Origin of the sequence: Ulvibacter antarcticus, assembly GCF_003688405.1 — a bacterium.
GTDB lineage: Bacteria > Bacteroidota > Bacteroidia > Flavobacteriales > Flavobacteriaceae > Ulvibacter > Ulvibacter antarcticus.
The window spans coordinates 412,106-437,515 of the sequence record NZ_REFC01000014.1; the positions used below are offsets into that span (position 1 = coordinate 412,106).

The 25,410-nt window shown below is 35.4% G+C and carries 25 protein-coding genes; 22 read left to right on the forward strand and 3 right to left on the reverse strand.

The genetic code is table 11. The features are described from left to right. Positions 1 to 19: 19 nt before the first annotated feature. On the forward strand, positions 20 to 1,381 hold the full coding sequence (locus tag BXY75_RS13530; protein ID WP_121908294.1) for a T9SS type A sorting domain-containing protein: 1,362 nt from the start codon (positions 20 to 22) through the stop codon (positions 1,379 to 1,381). A 694-nt stretch (positions 1,382 to 2,075) separates the two neighbouring features. Here the strand turns inward: BXY75_RS13530 and BXY75_RS13540 are convergent. From BXY75_RS13540 to BXY75_RS13550, 3 genes are all read right to left on the reverse strand, one after another. Continuing rightward, positions 2,076 to 2,759: an ABC transporter ATP-binding protein gene (locus BXY75_RS13540; protein ID WP_121908295.1), complete on the reverse strand. Its 684-nt coding sequence runs from the start codon at positions 2,757 to 2,759 to the stop codon at positions 2,076 to 2,078. 99 nt (positions 2,760 to 2,858) lie between these two features. Then, positions 2,859 to 3,665, reverse strand: a complete 807-nt coding sequence (locus tag BXY75_RS13545) for an O-methyltransferase (protein ID WP_121908296.1) — start codon at positions 3,663 to 3,665, stop codon at positions 2,859 to 2,861. A gap of 284 nt (positions 3,666 to 3,949) precedes the next feature. Continuing rightward, positions 3,950 to 5,815 carry an ABC-F family ATP-binding cassette domain-containing protein gene (locus tag BXY75_RS13550; RefSeq protein ID WP_121908297.1) on the reverse strand — a complete coding sequence of 622 codons (1,866 nt, stop codon included), beginning with the start codon at positions 5,813 to 5,815 and terminating at the stop codon, positions 3,950 to 3,952. Positions 5,816 to 5,922: 107 nt separating this feature from the next. Between BXY75_RS13550 and BXY75_RS13555 the strand changes: the two genes are divergently transcribed. The 21 genes from BXY75_RS13555 to BXY75_RS13655 are packed head-to-tail and all read left to right on the forward strand — an operon-like array spanning position 5,923 to position 25,407. After that, positions 5,923 to 6,720: a polysaccharide biosynthesis/export family protein gene (locus BXY75_RS13555; protein WP_121908298.1), complete on the forward strand. Its 798-nt coding sequence runs from the start codon at positions 5,923 to 5,925 to the stop codon at positions 6,718 to 6,720. Further along, positions 6,721 to 9,183 (forward strand): exopolysaccharide transport family protein, encoded by a 2,463-nt coding sequence (locus BXY75_RS13560; protein WP_121908299.1) that lies wholly within the window; start codon positions 6,721 to 6,723, stop codon positions 9,181 to 9,183. 37 nt (positions 9,184 to 9,220) lie between these two features. Beyond that, positions 9,221 to 9,811: a sugar transferase gene (locus BXY75_RS13565; protein WP_121908300.1), complete on the forward strand. Its 591-nt coding sequence runs from the start codon at positions 9,221 to 9,223 to the stop codon at positions 9,809 to 9,811. Between the two features lie 4 nt (positions 9,812 to 9,815). Further along, entirely contained in the window at positions 9,816 to 11,102 is a 1,287-nt protein-coding gene (locus BXY75_RS13570; RefSeq protein ID WP_121908301.1) for a nucleotide sugar dehydrogenase, read from the forward strand. Positions 11,103 to 11,160: 58 nt separating this feature from the next. Beyond that, on the forward strand, positions 11,161 to 11,484 hold the full coding sequence (locus BXY75_RS13575; RefSeq protein WP_245962974.1) for a four helix bundle protein: 324 nt from the start codon (positions 11,161 to 11,163) through the stop codon (positions 11,482 to 11,484). 52 nt (positions 11,485 to 11,536) lie between these two features. Next, positions 11,537 to 12,520, forward strand: coding sequence for an SDR family oxidoreductase (locus tag BXY75_RS13580; protein WP_121908303.1), 984 nt, complete (start codon positions 11,537 to 11,539; stop codon positions 12,518 to 12,520). Positions 12,521 to 12,559: 39 nt separating this feature from the next. Continuing rightward, entirely contained in the window at positions 12,560 to 13,402 is an 843-nt protein-coding gene (locus BXY75_RS13585) for an ABC transporter permease (protein WP_121908304.1), read from the forward strand. Position 13,403: 1 nt separating this feature from the next. Continuing rightward, a complete protein-coding gene (locus BXY75_RS13590) occupies positions 13,404 to 14,609 on the forward strand; it encodes an ABC transporter ATP-binding protein (protein WP_121908305.1) in 1,206 nt (401 codons plus the stop codon). A gap of 40 nt (positions 14,610 to 14,649) precedes the next feature. Continuing rightward, positions 14,650 to 15,477: a sulfotransferase domain-containing protein gene (locus BXY75_RS13595; RefSeq protein WP_121908306.1), complete on the forward strand. Its 828-nt coding sequence runs from the start codon at positions 14,650 to 14,652 to the stop codon at positions 15,475 to 15,477. 24 nt (positions 15,478 to 15,501) lie between these two features. Continuing rightward, positions 15,502 to 16,143, forward strand: coding sequence for a sulfotransferase (locus tag BXY75_RS13600; RefSeq protein WP_121908307.1), 642 nt, complete (start codon positions 15,502 to 15,504; stop codon positions 16,141 to 16,143). 2 nt (positions 16,144 to 16,145) lie between these two features. Continuing rightward, positions 16,146 to 17,222 (forward strand): DegT/DnrJ/EryC1/StrS family aminotransferase, encoded by a 1,077-nt coding sequence (locus BXY75_RS13605; protein WP_121908308.1) that lies wholly within the window; start codon positions 16,146 to 16,148, stop codon positions 17,220 to 17,222. Further along, on the forward strand, positions 17,219 to 17,923 hold the full coding sequence (locus tag BXY75_RS13610; RefSeq protein WP_121908309.1) for a WbqC family protein: 705 nt from the start codon (positions 17,219 to 17,221) through the stop codon (positions 17,921 to 17,923). Before BXY75_RS13605 ends, BXY75_RS13610 begins: the two co-directional genes overlap by 4 nt. A gap of 3 nt (positions 17,924 to 17,926) precedes the next feature. Continuing rightward, positions 17,927 to 18,559, forward strand: a complete 633-nt coding sequence (locus BXY75_RS13615) for a class I SAM-dependent methyltransferase (RefSeq protein WP_121908310.1) — start codon at positions 17,927 to 17,929, stop codon at positions 18,557 to 18,559. 5 nt (positions 18,560 to 18,564) lie between these two features. After that, positions 18,565 to 19,215 carry an acetyltransferase gene (locus BXY75_RS13620; RefSeq protein ID WP_121908311.1) on the forward strand — a complete coding sequence of 217 codons (651 nt, stop codon included), beginning with the start codon at positions 18,565 to 18,567 and terminating at the stop codon, positions 19,213 to 19,215. A gap of 2 nt (positions 19,216 to 19,217) precedes the next feature. Continuing rightward, positions 19,218 to 20,147 (forward strand): hypothetical protein, encoded by a 930-nt coding sequence (locus tag BXY75_RS13625; RefSeq protein ID WP_211331825.1) that lies wholly within the window; start codon positions 19,218 to 19,220, stop codon positions 20,145 to 20,147. 29 nt (positions 20,148 to 20,176) lie between these two features. Further along, positions 20,177 to 21,004 (forward strand): phytanoyl-CoA dioxygenase family protein, encoded by an 828-nt coding sequence (locus tag BXY75_RS13630; RefSeq protein WP_121908313.1) that lies wholly within the window; start codon positions 20,177 to 20,179, stop codon positions 21,002 to 21,004. After that, positions 21,004 to 21,729, forward strand: a complete 726-nt coding sequence (locus BXY75_RS13635; RefSeq protein ID WP_121908314.1) for an FkbM family methyltransferase — start codon at positions 21,004 to 21,006, stop codon at positions 21,727 to 21,729. The genes BXY75_RS13630 and BXY75_RS13635 overlap by 1 nt, the downstream gene beginning before the upstream one ends. A gap of 34 nt (positions 21,730 to 21,763) precedes the next feature. Next, positions 21,764 to 22,675, forward strand: a complete 912-nt coding sequence (locus BXY75_RS13640) for a glycosyltransferase family 2 protein (RefSeq protein WP_121908315.1) — start codon at positions 21,764 to 21,766, stop codon at positions 22,673 to 22,675. A 2-nt stretch (positions 22,676 to 22,677) separates the two neighbouring features. After that, positions 22,678 to 23,604: a glycosyltransferase family 2 protein gene (locus BXY75_RS13645; RefSeq protein WP_245962975.1), complete on the forward strand. Its 927-nt coding sequence runs from the start codon at positions 22,678 to 22,680 to the stop codon at positions 23,602 to 23,604. Between the two features lie 52 nt (positions 23,605 to 23,656). Beyond that, positions 23,657 to 24,565: a glycosyltransferase family 2 protein gene (locus BXY75_RS13650; RefSeq protein ID WP_121908317.1), complete on the forward strand. Its 909-nt coding sequence runs from the start codon at positions 23,657 to 23,659 to the stop codon at positions 24,563 to 24,565. Continuing rightward, positions 24,562 to 25,407: a glycosyltransferase family 2 protein gene (locus BXY75_RS13655; protein ID WP_121908318.1), complete on the forward strand. Its 846-nt coding sequence runs from the start codon at positions 24,562 to 24,564 to the stop codon at positions 25,405 to 25,407. The genes BXY75_RS13650 and BXY75_RS13655 overlap by 4 nt, the downstream gene beginning before the upstream one ends. Positions 25,408 to 25,410 lie beyond the last annotated feature (3 nt).

A 25,410-nucleotide genomic window follows, 5' to 3' on the forward strand; every position in this document is an offset into this window, starting at 1 on the left:
AAACTCCATAGATAAAGTTATGAATTTAAAGCTACTATTTTTTGTATGCTGTCTGATAGGACTAGACGCTATAGCACAATTTGGTCCGCGACAGTTAATTTATGAACACCCCATAAGTGGAGGGCGTATGATACGTACCGCAGATTTTGATAATGATGGCGACCAGGATACGGTGATTGCTATTTTAGATTTTATTGCCTGGTATCCAAATGATGGCTATGGAAATTTTGGAGAGCCCAATATTATTGATTTAAATATAGGGAATGTTTATAATTTGCTTGCTGAAGATATTGATGGGGATAACCTTGTAGATTTGGTCGTGAGTTCCTTTGGAGAGGATAAAGTGGTTTGGTACAAAAACCTAGGAAGTGGTTTGTTTTCTAATGCACAAATAATTGCTTCTGGATTAAATAAGGCAGGTGGCATTACTCAGGCGGATTTTGATAGCGATGGGGATGCTGATCTAGTGCTGGGGGTTATCAATGGTGCAGGACTCTATTGGGTAGAGAATCTGAACGGGCAAGGGGATTTTAGCACATTAAATACTGTTGATGCCAATATAGCACAGGCAAGACGTCAAGGCTTAGGGGATGTGGATGGGGATGGAGACATAGATATTGTTAGCAATGCTACCGGTGCACGGCTTTCCTGGTTTGAAAATGTAGATGGCCAAGGGGATTTTTCTATTCAGCATAGTATAGATAACCAAGGATCTTATGAAAATGCCTTTGATCTCGGAGATCTCGACGATGATGGCGATTTGGATATTGTTTCTGAAAAGAATGGCGATTTAATATGGCGTGAAAACCTGGACGGCTTAGGTAATTTTGGGTCAATTATGATTATTCACAGTGGGGTCGATACGGCTAATGATATTCGTATTGCAGATTTGGATAATGATGGGTTTATGGATGTACTTTCAGCCTTGACATCCATAAATAAAATAGCTTGGTATAAAAATACCGACGGCATGGGAACTTTTGGGCCACAACAATTGCTGGATCCAGAGTTGTTCTTTCCCAGATCGGTAGATACTGCAGATCTAGATAATGATGGAGATTTAGATGTGCTAGTAAGCACGGTGCATCCTCAGGAACATGGCTCCTATTGGTATGAAAATCTAACTATTCTAGAGGTGGGAGAAATAGAGAACATGAGCATCGTCCTTTATCCAAATCCAGCAACTAACACGGTAATCATTAAAAATACCGGGCAGCTTGAAATAGAAACTATTAGTATTTATGATGTTTTAGGAAGATTAGTGCTAACAAAAGAGACAGATTTTTATACGTTAGATATTTCAAAACTGGCTTCCGGGATCTTGTTTGTGCATATTGTGAGTGAGGACGAAATCTTGATAAAACAGTTAGTAAAGGAGTAATGTAATAGTCGCTACTGTGGGTTTTACCACGAATACACGAATAAAAGCCACAAAAATATTCGTGTATTCGTGGTTGTAAAATCATAAAAACTTTTAGTTCTAAACTTTGAACTCAATAGTTTTCGGTGCAGCGTGGATCGTTTTTTTTTGGAATTTGTTATTTAATTTTTTTTTTTAGAATTCGAGGGCTCTGCCCAAAGATTGTTTATTCTTTCTCCCTTTTCCTTTCCTGATACCGACTTCTAAAATTTCGTTTTCTACGATTGCGCGTCTTGTTGGTATTGGATTTATTCCAAAAATAGATCAAGGCGAGTAAAAGTATCCCACCAATGAGTAGTAAGATTGGGTTTGTGAGAGAAATTTCCATTATGTGAAGATACTAGGACGGAGGACAAATTCCAAATTCCAAAATATCAAATTCCAAACTCCGAGTCAGATTAATTTGATAAATTGAAGATTTGAGAATTTAATTATTTATTTTCTTACCAGCATCCAGCATCCAGCATCCAGCATCCAGCATCCAGCATCCAGCATCCAGCATCCAGCATCCAGCTCCCAGCTCCCAGCTTCCAACCCCTTCTCGATACTATTTCAAAACTCCTTAATAGTCGTTCTGAAATCACTCGAAGTGACAGCGTTTATCTTTTTTTCACTATTCACTATTCACTATTCACTATTCACTATTCACTATTCACTACTTCTTCTCATCACTCTCAACAATGCCATCGCGCAGTCGAATAATACGGTGTGCATGATTGGCAACTTCTTCTTCGTGTGTTACAACGATCACTGTGTTTCCGTGTTTGTGGATATCGTCAAAAAGTCTCATGATTTCGAGCGAGGTTTTAGAATCTAAATTTCCTGTAGGTTCATCGGCAAGGATAATGGAAGGTTTATTTACCAAGGCTCTTCCTACCGCGACACGTTGTCTTTGACCACCCGATAACTGATTAGGTTTGTGGTCCATTCTGTCTGCAAGTCCTACTTCTGTGAGTACCTCTTCGGCACGTAGCGTCCGATTTGCTTTTGAAACTCCTGCGTAGATCATTGGTAATGCCACGTTTTCGAGTGCGGTGGTTCTAGGTAGCAAATTAAAAGTTTGAAATACAAAACCGATTTCTTTATTTCTGATTTCTGCCAGCTCGTCGTCGCTCATGTTGCTTACATCTTTTCCGTTGAGTTCGTAGGTCCCGGAAGTAGCCGTATCCAGACAACCTAGTAAATTCATTAAAGTTGATTTTCCCGATCCCGAAGGTCCCATCAATGCTACATATTCTCCGCGTTCGATATCAAGATCAATGCCTTTTAAAACTTTAACGATTTCTTGACCGAGTGGGAAATCTCTCGTTATATCACGGATTTTAATAACTAAGCTCATCTACGTTTTTTGGTTTAAAACTTTAAAATATTCAGTGTGCATTTTGGGTAAAAATTACAACTTAAATATTGGTCATAAGACGCAAAGCTACGATAGTTGTTACAATCTAATATTGAAATGTTGTTTTGGTTGCTCACTTCGGAAGAAAACGAGGCCCCAATAAAAAGTATCTATGCTTACAGTGACTTTGGGAAGCTCAATAATTTCCTTCCATGCTTTGGTCATTTCCGGGCTCCAATAAATATCGTCGAAAATAAAAACAGTCTTGTTTGTCGAATGTTTCAGAAGGATCTCGAAGTACTGAAGTGTCTTTTCTTTGTTATGATTTCCATCGATATAAACGAGGTCGTATGTTTTTGAAGGCTTTTCCGAAGCACTTATTGTTTTTTCTTCGGAAACTGACGTGAAGTACTTTTCAAATGACATCCCATGCAAGCGAATATTTTTCAGATTAAAATGGTCAAAAAACTGCTGTGCTTTTTCTGAAGTATTTGCGCAACCTTCAACCGTATCGATCCTAGCAGCAGGATTTCCTAATGACATGGCCGCTGTGGCTAATCCTAGCGATGTTCCTAGCTCCAGCATGTTTTCAGAATTAAAAAAACGTACCAAACGAAATAGCAAACGCTGCCTTTTTGCTTTAATCCCCGCATTTTTGGCAATTTCAGAAATTTTTCTCACGTCCGATTTGAACACTCTCGACCCTTGTCCGAAGTCTTTAATTTCAATGCTTTCCGAAGATTTTAATAGCGCTTTTCTATAATCCGTAAGGGTATCGTATTCTGAGAAACTCTTTTTGTTATAAAGACACTTGGTAATAAGATCGTACACAAAAGGGGAGTGGATCCCGTGCTGATTCGAGGATCTTAAAAGGAATTTTATATAGGATTTTATCTGGTAATACATGAGTTATTGAAGTCGCAAAGTTTCAGAGTCACAAAGTTTCAGAGTTTCAAAGCTTCAAAGTTTCAGAGTCACAAAGCCAAAAAAAATTATCAAATTATCAAATTCTTTAGATTTGATCACTCCTTCTCGATACATTTTAATAAAACCTTCCAGGTTATTTTAACGTCACTCCTTCTCGATACTATTTTTAATTCCCTAAGGGTCATTAAAAAACACTCGAAGTGACAACGTATGGTTAATTCACTATTCACTATTCACTATTCACTGCTCACTGCTCACTGTCGTCATTCCTCCAACTTTTCCATGAGCTCAAAATACCTTGTAGTTTTAAGATCGATGTTGTCGATTATTTCTTGTAATTTTTTTGATTGTTTATCGATTTCATCTCCATCCCATTTTTCGGTTGCGAATTTATTTTGAAGTGTTTCCCTTGATTTTTCGAGATTTGCTATCTCTTTCTCAAGTTTCCCATATTCTTTTTGCTCGTTATAGCTTAATTTAACTTTGTCATTATTCGCTTTCCAGTCGTTTTTTACTTTTCGTTCCTCTTTTTGTTCCTCAATTCTTGGAGTACTATTTTCATAGGTTCTAAAATCGGAATAATTTCCAGGAAAATCATCTACTTTGCCTTCACCTCTAAAAACAAACAAATGATCTACGATCTTGTCCATGAAATAACGGTCGTGAGATACTACTAACAGGCATCCCGGGAAATCCATCAGAAAATTTTCGAGCACGTTCAGAGTAACTATATCCAAGTCGTTTGTTGGCTCATCGAGTATCAGGAAATTAGGGTTTCTGATGAGTACAGTACATAAATACAGACGTTTTCGTTCACCTCCACTGAGTTTTTCAACAAAATCGTATTGTTTTTTTCTGTCGAATAAAAAGCGCTCTAATAATTGAGTAGCCGAAATTTGTCGTCCCTTTTTTAAAGGGATGTAATCGCCAAATTCACGAATCACCTCTATGACCTTCTGACCTTCCTTAATTTTAATCCCTTTTTGGGTGTAGTAGCCAAATTTAACTGTGTCGCCAATTACTACCTTTCCTGAATCGGGTTTCATACCTCCAGTTAATATATTCAAGAAAGTGGATTTTCCCGTTCCATTTTTCCCAATGATACCTATCCGTTCCCCTTTTATGAAATTATAGTCAAATTTGTTGAATAGCTCCTTGTCATCAAAAGATTTGGAAATATTATGAAGTTCGACAACTTTGGTTCCCAAACGTTCCATATTAAGTTCCAATTCAACTTCATGGTCGTTTCTTCTTTTATGTGCCCTGGATTTTATATCTGAAAAATCATCGATCCTCGATTTACTTTTTGTGGTACGCGCCTTTGGTTGACGACGCATCCATTCGAGTTCCTGTTTGTAAAGCTGTTTGGCCTTTCCGGTTTCGGTAGCTTCGGTTTCTATGCGGGCCTCTCTTTTTTCTAAATAGTAGCTGTAGTTCCCTTTATAACTATATAGATTGCCTTCGTCTAATTCAACGATCTCATTACAAACTCTCTCTAAGAAGTAACGATCGTGAGTTACCATGAACAGCGTAAAATTTTCCTTGGCAAATAATGCTTCCAGCCATTCGATCATTTCCAAATCCAAATGGTTGGTAGGTTCATCCATCACCAATAAGTCAGGCTGCGTAAGAAGCGCATTAGCAAGTGCAAGACGTTTTTTCTGTCCGCCACTTAAGCTTGCTACTCTTTGGGATAGATCTTCAAGTTTCAGTTTGAAAAGAATCTGTTTGTATTGAGTTTCAAAATCCCATGCATGATGAGCTTCCATAGCATCGAATGCTTGTTGGTAGGCTTCAGTGTCTTCAGGATGTAAGATGGCTTTTTCATAACTGGATATAACCTTCAGGATAGGGTTATCCGAAGAAAAAATTGTTTCCTCTATCGTCAGTTTGGGGTCCAGAGCTGGATCTTGAGAAAGAAAGGATACTTTTAAGTCCTTTCGAAACACGACATTTCCATCGTCGGGGGTGTCATCACCGGAAAGGATATTGAGTAAGGATGTTTTTCCCGTTCCGTTTTTTGCTACGAAACCAATTTTTTGTCCGGTATTTATTCCGAAGGAAATATTGCGAAAAAGGATACGTTCTCCGTATGATTTAGATATGTTTTCGACAGATAGATAGTTCAACTTGTTTTTTTTGCAAAACTAAGTAGAAAAACATCACATAAAATAAATAATATTTTATTATTAGCTAGGTTGCGTTATATTTGCTGATTAACAAGCCCTTGCTTCCTATGAAATCTACGTATTTATTGTTACTCCTACTTGTAATGGTATGTTTCTCTTCCTGTATTTCTACTAAGCAACTTACCTATTTACAGGAACAAGAAAACGGATTGGATACTTTGGTTTCTATTCGTAAGATAAAGGAGCCATATCGGTTGCAGGTAAATGATCTCTTGAGCATTAGAGTTAAGGCGTTGGATCAGGAAACGGTTGGGATTTTTAATCCTGTTAGTGATGCAAATCTCAATGCTACCGGTGAAGAAAAGCTGTATTATGACGGTTTTGTGATCGATCCTCACGGGAAAATAAGAATTCCTAGTTTAGGAGATTTACAGGTCTTAGGTTTAACTGTTGAAGAAGTACGAAAAGAAATAGAACGAAAGTTGTTGGAGGATTTTTTTAAGGAAGAGGCGAATATTTTCGTTACTGTAAAATTGGCGGGTATACGTTATACTATCAATGGGGAAATTGGGAGTCCTGGATCTAATATTATTTATCGAGATCAGATTAGTATAATGGAAGCAATTGCCAACAGTGGTGATATTACCGTAACTGGCGACAGAAAGAATGTTGTTATTATACGACAGTATCCGTTAGGACAGAAAGTACATCATATTGACCTTACTAGCATTAATGCTATGAATTCGCCTTACTATTACGTACAGCCGAATGATTTGATCTTAGTAAATCCGTTACCACAAAAATCTATTGGTACCGGTACTACTGGTTTACAATCGTTTACTACGATATTGTCGATTGTTACTGCGCTTACAACTACTGTTTTACTTTTTATAAGCCTTAAATAGATGAGTGAAGAATTTGAAATAAACGAAACCCATTCCACATTCGATTTCAAGGGTTTTCTCTTTAAGTTGTTAAGCTATTGGCCCTTATTTATTATCTCCTTTGCAATTGCATTTGGGATCGCATATTATATTAACGTAAGGAAATTACCTGTTTATAAAATGGACAATATGATCTCTATCAAGGATGATCAGAATCCGTTTTTCACTAGTAATACCAGTCTTACATTTAATTGGGGAGGTACAACAGACAAAGTGAACACTGCGATTATTACGTTGAGGTCGAGATCACATAATGAAAAAGTAGTATCGAGACTTCAGTATTTTTTAAACTACCTCAAAGACGGAAAGTATCAAAAAATAGACGCTTATAAAAAAACTCCATTTTTTATTGATGTGGATACAACACAGGCACAGCTTTTACACAAACAGTTGGTTGTTACCTTTAAGGATTCGGTAACATTTACACTTTCAGGTACTTTTAATGAAGGATCACATCAGCTTCAGAAATATAATACCAAAGAAAAGATAGGTCGTTATTTTCAAGAGAATGAGTTTTCACGAGATTTTAAATTTGGAGATAAAATAAAGCTTCCTTTTTTTAGTGGCACATTTCTTCCAAATCCTGAAATAGCAGTCGTCCCTGGATCCAAATATTATTTTAGTTTTTCCAACTTTGATGGGATAGTTGCAAGATATAACGGAATTAGAGTCGATCCGGAATCAAAAGGATCTTCTGTTATAAGATTATCATTGAATGGTCTCAATAAGGCTCGATTAGTAGATTATTTGAACACATCTGTAGCTGTTTTGAGTGAGGATATGCTCGAAAGAAAAAATTTATTTGCTACCAAAACCATCGCTTTTATTGATAGTAGTCTCACAAAGAAATCCATAGAAGTACTCGCAGCCGAAAATGACCTTAATTCCTATAAAAATAAGAATGCCATTTACGATTTGGCGATGGAAGGAGATGAACTTAATGAAAAGCTGAATTCATTAGATATTAGAAAAGAATTTATCGAACGGGAGCTTAACTATTTCAATGTTTTAGAAAATTATCTTGTTGGCAAATCTGATTACAGAAATGTACCTGCACCATCTGTTGCGGGAATTTCGGAGGGGAGTGTAGTTTCGTCTGTATCGAGAATAGTTGCATTAGCTGAGGAAAGAAACCGATTACAGTATTCTTTTAAAGAAGGAGCACCCGTCTTTGCAGACATAGATAGAAGAATTGATGCTGTTAAGGTAGTGCTATTGGAAAATATAAATTCATCTAAAGGACTTAAAACGCAGGAGTTGGCTTCGGTTAATAGAGATTTAGGAAAATGGGAAGGTCAGATTAGAAAATTGCCAAAAGAACAACAAGAGCTATTAAAAATAGAAAGACGTTATAATTTAAGTCAGGGATCATACAATTTATTTTTAGCAAAACGAAGTGAGGCTGGCCTTGTAAAAGCCGCAAATGTTAGTGATGTTATGGTTATAGACTCGGCAAAAGATATTGGAGGTGGGCAGGTAGGGCCAAATACTAGATTGAATAATGTGATGGCAGCTATGTTTGGGTTTTTGGTGCCTTTTCTGTTTGTTTTTCTAATAGTGTTCTTTGATACCAAGGTGCATACTATGAAGGATATTGAGCGCTTATCGAAGATTCCTATATTAGGTGTCATTGGAAAAAGCCCGATGGAGAGCAATCTTGCAGTTTTAAATAAAACGAAATCTTCTGTAGCGGAAGCTTTTAGAGGGATACGATCCAGTTTGCAATTTATGTATAAAAAACAAGGGCTGGAAGGATCAAAGACGGTCTTGGTTACCTCTTCCGTAAGTGGTGAAGGAAAAACTTTTTGCTCAATCAACATTGCTTCGGTATTTGCCTTAAGTGAAAAGCGAGTAATTCTGGTTGGTCTTGATCTTCGGAAGCCTAAGATTTTTGGAGATTTTAAGATTAATAATGACCTAGGTGTGGTCAATTATCTGATTAATGATAAAGACTTAGATGGAATCATACAAAAAACTCAAATGCCTTATCTGGATGTGATTACCTCCGGACCTATACCTCCAAATCCTTCAGAATTACTGATGAATGAACGTATGGAAATGCTAATTGATGAATTGAAAGGTAAATACGATTATATTATTCTGGATACGCCGCCCTTAGGATTGGTAGCCGATTCTCTTGAGCTTATTAAGTTTGCTGATGCCACGATCTATATGGTGCGACAAAATTATACCAAGAAGGGAATGTTCTCCATGATCAATGAAAAGTATAAAAAAGGTGAGGTTACCAACTTGAGCTTTGTTTTAAACTTCTTTGAAGATAAATCCAAATATGGTTATGGTTACGGTTACGGATATGGATACGGTTATGGCTATGGAGTATATGGGAATGGGTATCACGAAGATGAAAAGAAACCCGGATTCTTAGAACGGACCATGAGATTCTTTAAAAAGCGAAAACGATAAAAAGCCGAGATCAAGTTTTCTAAATGATTAAAAAACGATGCTCTCTAGTAGACAACACCTTACAAAAAGAATATTTGATATATCTATTTCGATTGTCTTGCTTCTATTTGCTATAATTCCCTTAATTTTGCTGCTCGTAATTGCGACACTCGATTTTAGGAGAAACGGATTTTTTGTTCAGAAAAGAATTGGAAGGTTTGGAAAACCATTTTCATTGTATAAAATCCGGACTTTAACAGGTAATGAGCATTATGATATTTTTGACATTACGAATAATGAAACAAAGCTTGGTCATTGGATGCGATCAACAAAACTGGACGAATTGCCACAGTTAATAAATGTACTAATTGGTGACATGAGTTTGGTTGGACCGAGGCCCGATATTGAAGGGTATGCCGATCAATTAACTGGTGATGACCGAATAATTTTATCGGTACGACCCGGCTTAACAGGTCCGGCGACAATAAAGTATAAAAATGAAGAACAATTATTGTCACAGCAAGAGGACCCAAATAAGTTCAACAACACAGTAATTTGGCCTGATAAAGTTGCGATAAACAAGAATTATATTAGAAATTGGAGCTTACAGAAAGATATTTATTATCTGTATGCATCTGTTGTAAATTAGAAAAATGAAAGAAAACCCCAAAATTGCCGTAATTGGATTAGGTTATGTAGGTTTACCACTTGCCGTAGCCTTCGCTGAAAAATACCATGTTATTGGTTTTGATATCAATTCTAAAAGAGTTGCTGAATTGAACAATGGAGAAGATCACACACTAGAAGTGTCGGGTGATGAATTGAAAAATGTACTAAACTTTAAGAATAACAAAGGATTACATATTTCTGAAAATGCCGATGACTTGTCACAGGCGACAGTATTTATTGTCACGGTACCTACACCTACGAATAAATACAATCAGCCGGTATTAATTCCATTAGAGAAAGCAAGTGAAACTGTAGCAAAAGTCCTTAAAAAAGGAGATACTGTTATTTACGAATCGACCGTTTATCCGGGCGTTACTGAAGATATTTGTGTGCCAATTTTAGAAGAAATTTCAGGGATGAAGTTTAATACAGATTTCTATGCCGGTTATTCACCAGAACGTATAAATCCAGGTGATAAAGAGCATACAGTTACGAAAATTTTAAAAGTTACTTCAGGTTCAACACCGGAAGCTGCGAAATATATAGACGACCTTTATGCTTCAATTATAACTGCCGGAACACATCTGGCTCCAACAATTAAAGTGGCCGAAGCAGCTAAGGTAATTGAGAATTCACAACGAGATATTAATATTGCATTTGTGAATGAACTTTCCAAAATCTTCCGTTTACTTGATATTAACACTCAGGATGTGCTTGAAGCGGCAGGTACCAAATGGAATTTCCTAAAATTCTCTCCGGGATTAGTTGGAGGGCATTGTATTGGGGTAGATCCTTATTACTTAGCTCAGAAAGCAATTGAAGAAGGTTATAATCCTGAAATCATTCTGGCGGGAAGACGCATGAACGATGCTATGGGTGCATATGTAGCACATGAGGTTATCAAGCTAATGATACAAAAAGATGCGAAGGTTAAGCATGGTAACGTTCTTGTTTTAGGAGTTACATTCAAAGAGAACTGCCCGGATATTCGAAATAGTAAGGTGATCGATGTGATTTCTGAATTAAAGAAATTCAATTTAAACGTTGATGTTTACGATCCATGGGCAAATGTTGATGAAGTAAAGCGCGAATTTGATATTCCGTTACTTTCCGAAGTAAAACAATTAAAAGAAAATTACGATGCTGTTATTTTAACAGTAGCACATAAAGAATTTAAAGGATTTGAACTGAATAAATACACCGCCGAGAAATCGGTGACCTTCGATGTAAAATCATTCTTTCCTAAAGAACTAACAGACGGCAGATTGTAAGTAGTGAGACGTGAGAAGTGAATTAATTAGTGTTTAGGAATCATAAAGAGTTAGATGTTTGGAAAAAAGAATGGATCTAGTGGAAAGTATTTATTCTATTTCGAGTGCTTTTCCAGATTCAGAACGATTTGGTTTAACTTCTCAAATAAGACGTGCAGCTGTTTCTATTCCTTCAAATATTGCTGAGGGAGCCGCAAGGAAAAGTGATAAGGAGTTCTTGCAATTTTTGAGTATAGCTATGGGGTCTTTGGCAGAATTAGAAACACAATACATTATAGCCACTCGTTTAGACTTTGTGAAAGAAGATGAAACTGTTATAAATTTAATAACTGATGAAAAGAAATTACTTTTAGGATATAGAAATTATATAAAGAATAAATAATATTAAACGATTCACGATTCACGATTCAAAACTCATAGATAAAATTAATAATTTGTACGAAACAGAATACCATACCACAGACTTATCACAATTGAGCTTTCTTGTCACAGGAGGCGCCGGTTTTATCGGTTCTAACCTAACAACTTATTTGTTGAAATATGGTGCAAAGAAAGTAAGAGTACTCGATAATCTGGCAACAGGTTCCCTCGACAATTTTGCAGCTTTTAAGGATCATCCTTCCTTCGAATTTATGGAAGGAGATATTCGTGATCTTGAAACTTGTAAAAAAGCGATGGCAGGTATCGATTATGTGTCACATCAGGCGGCATTGGGATCGGTACCAAGATCAATTAACGATCCTATTACTTCCAATGACGTAAATGTTTCAGGATTTCTAAATATGTTGGTAGCTCAAAAAGAGAGTGCTAATGTGAAACGATTGGTCTATGCGGCATCAAGCTCAACGTATGGAGATAGCCCTTCGCTACCAAAGATTGAGGACAAAATAGGGAAGCCATTATCACCTTATGCCGTAACAAAGTTGGTAAACGAACTTTATGCCGATGTTTTTTATAAAACCTACGGAAGCCAAACTATCGGATTGCGATATTTTAATGTGTTTGGTCCTAAGCAGAGTCCTACCGGAGCTTACGCCGCTGTGATTCCCTTATTTATGCAGTCACTTATGGACAATGAAAGTCCGACGATGAATGGAGACGGGGAGCAAACTAGGGACTTTACCTATGTTGAAAACGCTGTACAGGCTAATGTTAGAGGTTTCTTTGCTTCAGATGAAGTAGTGAATCAGGTGTTTAATGTAGCCTACGGAAAAAGAATCAGTTTAAATACACTGTGGAATAGTTTGAAGGAGATTTCAGAAAAGGACATAGAAGCAAATTACGGACCGCCACGAAAAGGAGATGTACGTGACTCTTTGGCAAATATTGATAAGGCTAAGAAAATGATAGGTTATAATCCACTTTTCTCAGTCGAAGACGGGATGAAGATTACCTGGGAATATTTTAAAGAGAACTAGAATATTGACCATCTAAGACTCGTAAAATAGCGTCAAAATATGTTAGAAACTAGAGTATATCAAAAAGAAAATACTACTCGCTTCGGAAAGCTCTTAGGTGATAGTATACGTGATATTTTATCTTCGAGATTTCTGGCCAAACAATTAGCCATTCGTGATATAAAATCGCAATACCGGCAATCTTATTTTGGTCTGTTATGGATTTTTGTTGCGCCATTAGGAACCGCTTTAGTATGGATCTTTTTGAATAATTCGGGAACAGTAAATGTAACAGATACTGGGATGCCTTATCCGGTGTATGTCTTTTCGGGAACCTTATTATGGTCTATTATCACTGAGTCCATAAATTCTCCCATGTCCAGTACCAATGGTGCACGGTCGATTATTTCAAAAATCAATTTTCCAAAAGAGGCCTTGATTATTTCGGGGATCTATAAACTGATGTTTAACAGTTCGGTTAAAGTAATACTGTTGATAGTTTTGTTGTTTTCATTCGGAATAGGGTTCAATTGGTCCTTCTTGTTATTTCCCCTCGCCTTATTGGGTGCTGTGCTATTTGGAACAACAGTTGGGTTATTTTTAACGCCTATTGGAATGCTATATAGTGACATTGGGCGATTTATATCTCTAGGACTTCAATTTTTGATGTATGCCACGCCTGTAGTTTATGCCATTCCGAAGGAAGGAGTCGTAAAAACCCTAATGGAGTATAATCCAATATCACCCTTAATTCTAACAGCCAGGGATCTCGCGATTGGCGCAATTCCCGATCATCTTTCCTATTATTTTTTAGTTATCGGCCTGTGTATTCCTTTAAGTCTAATTGGTCTAGTCTTTTATCGAATTTCTATTCCAATTATTGTTGAACGATTAAGCGCCTAGTATGGAAGAGAAAGAGGTTTTATTAAAGGTAGAGGGACTTTCTAAAAAGTTTTGCAAGGATTTAAAGACCAGTTTATGGTATGGGGTGAAGGATTTATTTTCAGGCTTAGGAAAAAATAAGGGCGAACGTTTATTAAGACCGAAGGAATTTTGGGCAGTGCAGGATATCAATTTTGAACTCAGAAGAGGTGAATGCCTTGGGTTGATTGGTCACAACGGTGCAGGAAAATCGACATTATTAAAAATATTGAATGGTCTAATCAATCCTGATTCCGGGAAAATAACTATTAGTGGTAGAGTTGGAGCTTTAATTGAACTGGGAGCAGGTTTTAACCCTATTTTAACCGGAAGAGAAAACATTTACAACAATGGAGCTGTTTTAGGTTTTACTAAAAAGGAAATCGATGACAAGGTAGAGGAGATAATTGATTTTTCTGAAATACGGGAATTTATCGATATGCCGGTTCAAAATTACAGTAGTGGTATGAAGGTTCGACTAGGTTTTGCTGTGGCGGCTCAAATGGAACCTGATGTGTTAATAATTGATGAGGTGTTAGCAGTAGGAGATCTTGGTTTTGTGCTCAAATGTTTTAAGCAAATAGATACAATTTTACCGAATACTGCTATTGTTTTTGTTTCGCATAGCATGCCTATGGTATCTCGGATTTGTACTCAAATAATACTTTTAGAAAAGGGAGAAGTCGCATACCAAGGTGATGATGTTGCCAAAGCGATAGATAAATATTACACGCGCTTTGCAAACAATGAAAATGATGTGATATTTGATGATAAAACAATAACGAAATTAGAAGTCTCTGTGGTTCAACCTAGAAGTTTGGTAGATGATATTCCACAGCTCGAATGGGGTGATGATTTAAAATTTCGTGTCAAATGTAACTTTAACACTAAGATCGAAACACCTCAATTTACTATCAATATTTTTGATAAGGAGCAACGTCCAATCGCTGTGCTTACTAGAAATAGTAAAGAGGATGATCTTATCGTAACAGATAATCTTTTGGAGTTTACAGTGACGCACAAAGAATTACAACTATCTAAGGGAATGTATAGTGTTAATATCACTGCCACAGAAATGAATACAAACACAACATTTATTAGAGTAAATGGTATATTGTCATTTCAAATTACTCATAAGGATGAGGTTTGGCAGCCATTTCTATTGAAAGCTGATTTCAAAAATATCTAATTCCCTTTATGTGTGAAACTAAATTTAATACAGGAACATCATGAAGGGATATAATTTTGGAACGATAAAGCCTTCATTTATTATTATAGGGGTTCAAAAAGCAGGAACGTCTTCCTTGCATCATTATCTTACTCAACATCCGAAGTTAATAGCACCGGAATTGAAGGAACTTCATTACTTCGATACTCTAAAGCCTACTCCGCCTGAAGGATATTTGGATTTTTTTCCTAAAGAATATTTTACGCGTAACCTCTCATTTGAAGCCACTCCAAGATATTTGTATTTTCCTGGTACAGCAAAAAAACTTTATGAATTTGATCCAAACCTCAAATTAATCGTTATTCTTCGAGACCCGGTAAAAAGAGCCTATTCTGCTTGGAATATGTACAGACAAATGTCGATGGAGCCTAATCAGAAAGAGCTTGCCAGACAACATGAAAAAAGGAATCCTACTGAAAAGGCTTATACCTTCCTATACAGTGGGAAGTTCCCTTCTTTTGAAGAGTGGATTAAGACTGAAATGAAAATATGCCTTGCTTCAGATTTTATCGAGCCTTCCATAATTAGAAGAGGTTATTATAAAGAACAAATTGAAAATTATCTCAATTATTTCAGCAGAGATCAAATGCATTTTGTGGATTTTCAAGATTTAAAAGGAAATATTATTTCTGTTTTGAATAATATCGCCAAATTTTTAAATATTTCAGAATTTAATAATTTGGATCTGAATTTGAATATTCAGAATGAAAGGAAATATACTAAAGAATTGGATCCAGATTTATACAAGACGTTATTGTCTCATTTTCAAGAAAAGAATAACGGTTTAGAAGAACTCGTTAATCAGAATTTAAAATGGATGCACGTTTAATTTGACTAAATTATCCCAATAATCATGAGCTTATTTAAGAAATCTAAGGAGAAAATATTCTGTATCGGTTTGAATAAAACCGGGACTACCACGATTGAGAAGTTCCTTTTTGATAATACGTATAAATTAGGAAATCAGGAAGAGGCCGAACATTTGGTCGAAGATTGGTTTAAAAGGGATTTTAAGAGTCTCATTACTTATTGTAAAAAATATGAAGCGTTTCAGGATGCTCCGTTCTCATTACCTTATACCTTTATAATCCTTGAACAGTATTTTCCGAATGCTAAATTTATACTAACCGTAAGAGATTCTCCGGATCAATGGTATAATTCCTTAACAAAATTTCATTCAAAACTTTGGAGTAATGGTATTGATGCCCCAACCATTGAGGATCTTAAAAATGCAGAATATCTCTATAAGGGTTATGCGTATGACGTAAATCGTGCTCTGTTTAATACTCCAGAAAACGATCCATATAATAAGAAGATATTGATAGAATATTATAAGGATCACAATAGCATTGTGAAAGAATATTTCCGAAGTCAGCCAAACAAGCTATTAGTAATAAACGTATCAAATAAAAATGACTATTTTAAATTATGTGATTTTCTAGGAAAGCCTGCAGTAAATGACAATTTTGCTTGGGAGAACAAAACAATTCAATAACTATGATTACAGTCACTAAAACATTTTTACCACCACAGGAGGAATATCAAGCCATCCTAAAAGAATCCTGGGAGGCCGGTTGGATCACAAATCGAGGTCCGTTGGTAAAAAAACTGGAAGCAAAATTGATGAAACATCTTGATGTCCCCTATGTCTTAGCATTGACTAATGGAACAATTCCGTTACAAATTGCGATTAAGGCTTTAGGATTGACTGGTGAAATTATTACAACCCCTTTTAGTTATGTTGCAACCACTTCAAGTATTGTGTGGGAGGGATGTACTCCTGTTTTTGTTGATATTCACCCAAAATATCTTACCATCGATGAGACTAAAATTGAAGCGGCTATTACTTCAAAAACTTCAGCAATTTTGGCGACGCATGTCTATGGAAATCCTTGTCATATTGAAGAAATTGAAATTATTGCAAAAAAGCATAATTTAAAGGTGATTTATGATGCCGCCCATTGTTTTGATATTAATTATAATGGGAAGTCTATTTTCAATTATGGGGATATTAGTACCTGTAGTTTTCATGCGACGAAGCTATTTCATACCGGAGAAGGCGGAGCTTTATTCACAAATAATTCGGATCTCCAAAATACTTTATTCTACCATCATAATTTTGGGCATAAAGGGAATGAAGAATTTTTTGGAATTGGGATTAATGGAAAAATGAGTGAACCGCAAGCTGCGATGGGATTAGCAGTTCTACCGTATATCGAGGATATAAAAGCAGGAAGAGAAAAAGTTGTAAATTTATATAATAATGCATTTCAAAATTCAAATTCTTTACAACTTCTTACCTGGAGAAATGGAACTGATTTGAATTATGCTTATTTCCCTATAATACTAAAAGATGAAGAAATTCTTTTAAAGGTTATGGATCTATTTGAAGCACAACAAATATTTCCAAGAAGATATTTTTTTCCATCCTTAAATACTATGCCTTATTTAGAATACAGTAAAATGCCTGTTGCAGAGTCTATTGCAAAACGCGTATTATGTCTGCCTTTGTATTATGGAATGGATTTAGTTGATGTACAACGGATAATTGATGTTATTAAAAAAGTTATATGAAGTTAGCTATTATGCAGCCTTATTTTTTCCCCTATGTTGGATATTTTCAATTATTGCAGGCGGTAGATACCTTCATCTTTTACGATGACGTTAATTTCATTAAAAAAGGATGGATCAATAGAAATAATATTTTAATAAATAATGAAGCCTTTCTTTTTTCAGTTCCATGTAAGAATGCAAGTCAGAACAAACTAATTAATGAAATACAGATAAATTTCGATATAAATGAAAAAAATAGGTTTTTAAAACGGATTGAATTGGCTTATAAAAAAGCACCCTATTTTGATGAGTTTTATCCTTTGCTTCATGATTTTATTATGGAAGAGAATAGCAAATATATTTCTAGTCTTGCAGCTAATAGTGTGCGTTTTATAAGTGAATATCTAGGTATGCAAAAATCGTTTGCTTACAGTTCTGAGATTCATTCAGATTCTCGAGGTCTAGAGAAACAAGAACGTCTTAGAGTTATTGCTAAAAAGGAAAAAGCCGATACTTATATTAATGCAAGTGGAGGTAGGCCTTTGTACACTAAAGATAATTTTAAGCAAGATGACATAAAATTAAAATTTCTTATTGGTGACAATATTAAATATCATCAATATGATTCTAGTTTTGTACCTTGGTTGTCGATAATCGATATACTAATGTTTAATAATATTAGTCAAACCAATAATTTTCTTCATCAATATAGCCTTGAATAATTAATGGAATCAAAAAAATACTTGAATATAATAAAACACTATGAGAATTGTATTTCCAAACATGGGGATACGCTTAAGGGTGCCGACTGGCCTAATGAAAATGATGCAATTCTGCGTTATAAAATAATGTTAGGTTTAATAAAAGACGGTGAGACTTGTAATTTATTGGATTTTGGTTGTGGGGCCGGACATATGTTTGAATTCATGACGAATCAGAATAAACTTTATGATTATATAAATTATTCAGGATTAGATATTTCTGAAAAGATTATATCACTTAGTAAAGAGAAATTTCCGAAGAATAATTTTTACTGTTTTGATATCCTTCAGGATGATATAAATACGCTTAGTAATTTTGATTACGCAATTTTGAACGGAGTGTTTACTGAAAAAATAGACCTTACATTTGACGAAATGTGGCTTTATTTTAAATCAATGATTACAGTTGTTTTTGATAAAGTAGATAAGGGTATTGCCTTCAACGTTATGTCTAAGGCGGTTGAATGGGAACGTGATGACTTATTTCATCTTCCTACAGACCTATTAATTGATTTTATGACAAAAAACCTTTCGAGAAATTTTGTCATAAGAAATGATTATGGACTTTATGAATACACAGTATATCTTTATAAATAAATATCATGGCTAAGATTGTTATTTTTGGAGTAAATGACCTTGCAGAATTGGCTCACTATTATCTTACCACAGATTCTGAACATCAAGTTGTAGCTTTTACGGTGCATCAAGAATACAAAACAACAGATACTTTTAAAGGATTGCCATTAATCGATTTTGAAACCATTAATAAAATTTATCCATCCACTGACTATAGGTTGTTTGCACCCATGATAGGGACAAAAATGAATAGACTAAGAGAAAAGATATATAATGAAGGAAAAAGTAAGGGATATGATTTTATTTCTTACATAAGCTCGAAGGCAACATTGTTTGATAACCAAATTGGAGATAATTGTTTCATCCTTGAAAATAACACAATTCAACCTTTTACAACAATTGGTAACAATGTTATCTTGTGGAGTGGTAACCATATTGGACATCATAGTATTATTAAAGACCATGTTTTTTTTACTTCTCATGTGGTAATGTCTGGGCATTGTGTAATTGAAAGTTATTGCGTTATAGGAGTGAACGCCACTCTAAGAGATGGAATTACTATTGCTGAAGGTTCCTTTATTGCGATGGCTGCGAGTATAACGAAAAATACTGAAGAATGGGGGTTTTATAAGGGAAACCCCGCGGTGAAATCGGACCGATCTACTAGAGACATGTGATTATGTGGGAGAAAAAAGGACTTATATATGCAGTTGAGGGAAATTATGAGTGGAATAAAAGTCATGCTCAAGTTCCTGTAGTTGATGTATTGTCTGATAGACTTCGAATTTATTATGCCACTAGAAATAGCGAAGGAAAAAGTAATATTTCTTTTATAGAAGTTGAGAAAGAGAATCCTCAAAAAATTATATTCGAGAATAATAAACCTTTATTTAGTTTTGGAAATCTTGGCGCTTTTGACGATTCTGGTATGATGCCCTCCTCAATTATTAATGTAGGCAGCAAAAAATATTTATACTATATAGGTTGGACAACCAGACAATCGGTTCCCTATCAAAATGCTGTTGGTCTTGCGGTAAGTGAAGATGATGGCGCCACTTTTCATAGAATTTCTGAAGGGCCTATAATCTCCATAAACCATATAGAACCCTATTTTTCTGGAACGTCCTATGTTATGTTCGAGGCGGGTCTCTTTAAAATATGGTATCTATCTTGTATAAAATGGGAGCTTTTTGAAGGAAAACCAGAACCCATCTATAATATTAAATATGCGGAATCATTGGATGGAATCAAGTGGAATCAAACAGGGAAAATTGCCATTCCATTACTTGAAGATGAGGGAGGATTGGTTAGTGCTTCTGTAATTAAAGAAGGCCAAGTTTATAAAATGTGGTTTGGAAGAAGAAAGAAAAGTGATTTCAGAACCAATACTGAAAACACCTATAGAATAGGTTACGCAGAATCTAAAAATGGGGTGCATTGGGAAAGGAAAGACAAAGAAGCTGGAATTGATGTTACTAAGGATAATTGGGATTCAGAAATGATTTCATATCCTTATGTTTTTAAAAATGGTACTACATTGTATATGTTTTATAATGGAAACGGATTTGGAAAAACAGGATTCGGATATGCAATTTGGAAGGATAAATAAATTTATATTGTACCTCAATTAAATTAAGAATGGAAGAAAGTAAATGTTTTTTTAATAAAAACGGATATCTTATTTTGAAGGACTTTTTTTTAAAGAAAGAGATCGATATAGTTTTAAATGATGCAAAAAATGTTTTTCTAAGACAGTTTATTGAAAAAGGGTATACTCCTAGATGTACTTTAGATGACCTAAATGAAGAGCAGTATAATGATTTCCTTTACAGATTATTTGAGCAAGACATAGAGTGTCTTTCGAATTGTGGGAAACAAGCGCAGCACTTAATTAGTCTTCACACCTTATCTCTACATACTAAAATTATTGAGTTGCTGCATCAAGTAAAGCTTAAATCTCCAACGATTAGTACAAGACCAGTTTTATATTTTAATCATTCTAGACTAGCTAAAAAGAAAATATTTCACACTGTAAATGCACATCAGGATTGGAGGAGTATGCAAGGATCACTTAACTCAGTGGTAATATGGATTCCATTAGTGGACATTAATAAAGATTTAGGGGCTTTAGAAATATTGGCAGGAAGCCATTTAGATGGTTTAAGAACAGATCATATTGAAAATGGTTTTGGCATGGTGAAATTGAGCGAACAAGAAAAAGCTCGGTTAACATCTGTTGAGGTTAAAACTGGAGATATTCTATTGTTTTCGTCGTTTTTGATCCATCAAAGCGGTGATAATATTACAGATAGACCAAGATGGAGTTGTCATTTTAGATACAATGATTTAGAAGATTCTTCTTTTTTAAAAAGAAAATATGCTCATCCTTATATCTACAAACCAATAGATGAGCTTATCACTAAAGATTTCCCTATAAACGAAGAACTTATTAAAATTTATTCATAATGAAAACAGATAAACTAAAATTTAGTGAGGTCGAAGTACGGGGGGTAAACTTTAAACTAATGACGTATACCCGCTCTCTTGAACTTTGCGCTAGAATGAATTATGAAACGGAGAATCTTGATTTTATTGACTTAATGGAACCTAATGACGTCTTTTATGACTTAGGTGCTTGTGAAGGGCGCTTTTCTTTGTATGCCGCATTGAAAGGCCTTAGAGTTATATCTTTTGAACCTGAGGCTAAGAATTTTTTAGTTTTCTCACAAAATATAGAAATTAATGGATTTGACGAAGACAGAATTAAAGCTATCAATGCCGGAGTAGGGGCTAAAAATGGTAAAGCTATTATAAAAATAGGGCAGCCATGGGAAGGGGGACATCAAAAAATAGTTGAACATGGAGAAATACGAAATGACTTAAATTTCGATTTTGTTGAAAATCAGGAAATAGAACTTATTTCAATCGATTCCTTTATAGAGGAAGGGGTATATCCTTCTCCAAATTATCTTAAGATTGATATTGATGGTTCTGAAATGCCTTTTTTAATTGGAGCTGCCAAAACATTACAAAGTGAGGCCTTAAAAGGGATAATTTTTGAATTAAACGAAATTGATCCAAATTTTGAAAACATTATAACTTTTTTAAATAAGAATGGGTTTATAGAGCTAGAAAGATTCAAAGTTCCAAATGAACCAAAACTTTATAATATTATTTTTGAAAGAAAATAATTTATAACTCCAATCTCTTTTCAAAGGAAAATAAATGACAAATAAAAAAACGCATCCTCTAATTTCAGTCTGGATGGTTACATATAATCATGAGATTTTTATTGAGCAAGCTATTGAGTCTGTTATGATGCAAGTGACTCATTTTCCATTTAAATTATTCATTGGGGAAGATAGTTCAACAGATAGAACCAGAAAAATTTGTCAAAAGTTAAAGGAAAAGTATCCTTCCAAAATCGAATTGTTTTCGCATGAAAGTAATATTGGAGCAAATGCCAATGGAATTTTTATGTATGAGCAATGCTTTCAAAGCAATGCAAAATATATAGCTTTACTTGAAGGAGATGACTACTGGACCGATCCTTTAAAATTGCAAAAGCAAGTAGATTTCTTAGAAGCAAATCCAACCTATACTATATGCTTTCATAGGGTACAGTTATTAACCAACGAAGTGCTGGAACCTGATATGAGTGTTGAAGCCAGATACAACAAAATAGAAAAGTTGCCGGCAACCGCTAAAGATCTTATTGAGCAGGGTAATTTTATACATACACCATCCGTCGTATTTCGAAATGTCTTGGAAGAATTTCCATTCGAGTTTAAATATAGTACTGTAGGGGATTATTTTTTATATATCATTCTTTCCCAAAAAGGACCTATTAAAAGATTAGATGATATTATGGCAGTGTACCGAAATAATGTGGGAATTTATTCGACCCTAACCGATGCCGAAATGAATAGAAAGATTGCTGTGTATCAATCCTGCATTTTGTCGTATTTAAAAGACCCGGAATTAAAAGAAATCATGCTTAAAAAACAGTTAGCCTTACTCAATACATTTAAGCCCACTACAAATGAGGTAGATTTGACTCTCGAGCAGTTTTCAAATCGGTTGGACATGAAATCTTTATGGAAAATTCTAACTTTAAAAATTAAAAAGTTATTCTAAATATGAATTCTAGCTTTATCATCATCGTTACCTACAACGGCATGCCATGGATTGAAAAATGCCTGAAGAGCTGTGGAGATTATCAGGTGGTGGTGGTCGATAATGCTTCAAGCGATGAAACGGTTTCTTTTATAAAGGGAAAATTTCCGAAGGTTCAAATATTGCATCAAACAAAGAATCTTGGCTTCGGACAAGCAAATAATACAGGAATTGTGTGGGCCCTTCAACAAGGTGCAGAGCATTTCTTTCTACTTAATCAAGATGCTTATTTGATAGATGACTGCCTTCAGAAATTGATCACATTTCAAAAAGCCAATCCAGCATATGGAATTGTAAGTCCGATACATATTACCGCCAATCAAAAGAAGTTGGATAAGAACTTTTCAAGCTATTTAACTTCTCAGTACAATTCCGATTTCTATTCCGATTATGTGCTTAAACAGCCTCTCAAACCAGTATATCCTGTTCCTTTCGTAAATGCCGCCGCCTGGTTGCTTTCCGAAGAGATTATTAACACCGTGGGTGGTTTCGATCCGCTATTTTTCCATTATGGTGAGGACGATAATTATTGTCAGCGAGTGACTTACCACAATTTCAAAATTGGAATACTCCCCGAATGTTTTATAATCCATGACAGAGTCGATCGAGAAGCGGCTGTGATTGACTTGTTTTCCGAAGCCTATTACAATCAGCAGGAACGTTCATGTAAGGTGAAATATGCCAATATCAATGACCCTATGGGCCTTAATAATTTAAAAGGAGTTATTGATGGGCTAAAGAAAAGGCTGCTAAAACTAAAACTTAAAGGAAAGTTTGGCAAACTCGCGCCCTTAAAAAAGGAAATGGAATTGTACGAAAAAATTGAGCCGCAGATCAAGAAAAGTAGAGATCTAAATGCTAAAAAAGGCCAAACTCATTTACAAATCTGAGCATTTTTTAAGAGTACCTTTTAAAATGTAACTTTGCCCTATAAAAATCAACATGCTATTCTCCATCCTCATCGCTAATTATAACAACGGAAAGTTCTTTCCCGATTGCTATAAAAGTATCATGGCGCAATCCTATACAAATTGGGAGGCGATCATCGTGGATGATGGTTCAACGGATGATTCAGTTGCTGTAATCAAAGAAATAATAGGGGAGGACGAACGATTTACCTTTATTCAAAGATCCGAAAATAAGGGCTGTGGCTACACCAAACGAGAATGTGCCAAACACGCAAAAGGTGAAATTTCCGGTTTCTTGGATCCCGATGACACCATACTTGAAGATGCGTTGCAAATTATGGTAGATGAGCATAAAGACCATCCCGATGTTGCCATTATTACTTCCCGATACGCGCTGGTCGATATGAAATTGAATTTTATTGAAAATGGATCTCACGGAAGCGCCATTCCAAATGATAAATCCTATCTCACCTTCGGAAAAGGGGCTTTAACTGCATTTGCCTCCTTCAAACAACAACTGTATGATAAAACGGAAGGGATTGATCCAAATATGAAACGGGCAGTCGATCAGGATTTATATTATAAAATGGAAGAGCAGGGCGAGCATCTCTTTCTCGATAAAGTGTTGTACAATTATCGCATTCATGAAAACAGTATTTCCAATAACGAAAATCTGTACAAGGCAGAATACTGGCACTTTTACGCTATTATGAATGCCTATAAACGACGAAAACGCCTTGGCCTTAAGCTTGATAATTTTTCTCAAAACTATGCTAGTGAGTATGCTTCTCGCTATTATCTAACACGTTTTAGAGAGCTTAAACATTCAAAAAAAACTACTTCGAAATTTTATTTTATATGGAAAGCCATACATGCGAGCCCTTTCCATCAGTTTAAACACAAGATTAAAAGTTTATTATTGCTAATTTTGGGACGAATATGAAGAATCCCTTAATTTCAATAGTCGTTCCCTGCTACAACCAGGCGCAGTATCTAGACGCGGCTCTGCAATCTGTTTTGGATCAGACCTACTCGAATTGGGAATGTCTTATCGTTGATGACGGCAGCCCCGATAACACTAAGGAAGTTGCTTCTCAATGGGTGGCAAAAGATGAACGTTTTTCCTATTTGCATAAGGTAAATGGGGGTTTGTGTAGTGCGCGTAACTTCGGAATTGAGGCTGCAAACGGAGAATTTATCCTTCCGCTGGATGCAGACGATAAGATTGGCAAGGAATATCTCTCAAAAGGGATTGAGGTCTTTCTGAAGGATTCTTCGCTTAAAGTTGTGTATTGCAAAGCTGAAAAATTTGGAGATGCTTCAGGAGTTTGGGAATTACCACAGTTCAGTTTACATAATTTGAGCCGTTCTAATATGATCTTTTGTACAGCACTCTTCAGAAAAGAAGACTGGAAAAAAACGGGTGGTTACGACGAAAATATGGGGCATGGCTGGGAAGATTGGGAATTTTGGATCTCTCTTCTGAAAAATGGTGGAAACGTACATCAATTGGATTATCAAGGCTTTTATTATAGAATCAAAGCGGGCTCTATGCTACTTGAAATCGATGCTGAAAAATCCAAAGAATTACTTGAATATATTAGTGTAAAACATGCCGATTTCTTCGTGAAGCATTACGGTTCTTTCAAATCTTTGGAACATAAAAAACTATATTTAAAAAGAGAGTTTGAATCCAATTTAAAAAGTGAGAAGTTTGTAACTGATGCGTTTCTTAAAAAGTTCTTCAGATTTACACTCTTCGGAACTCAAAAAAAGCAGCGATAACCT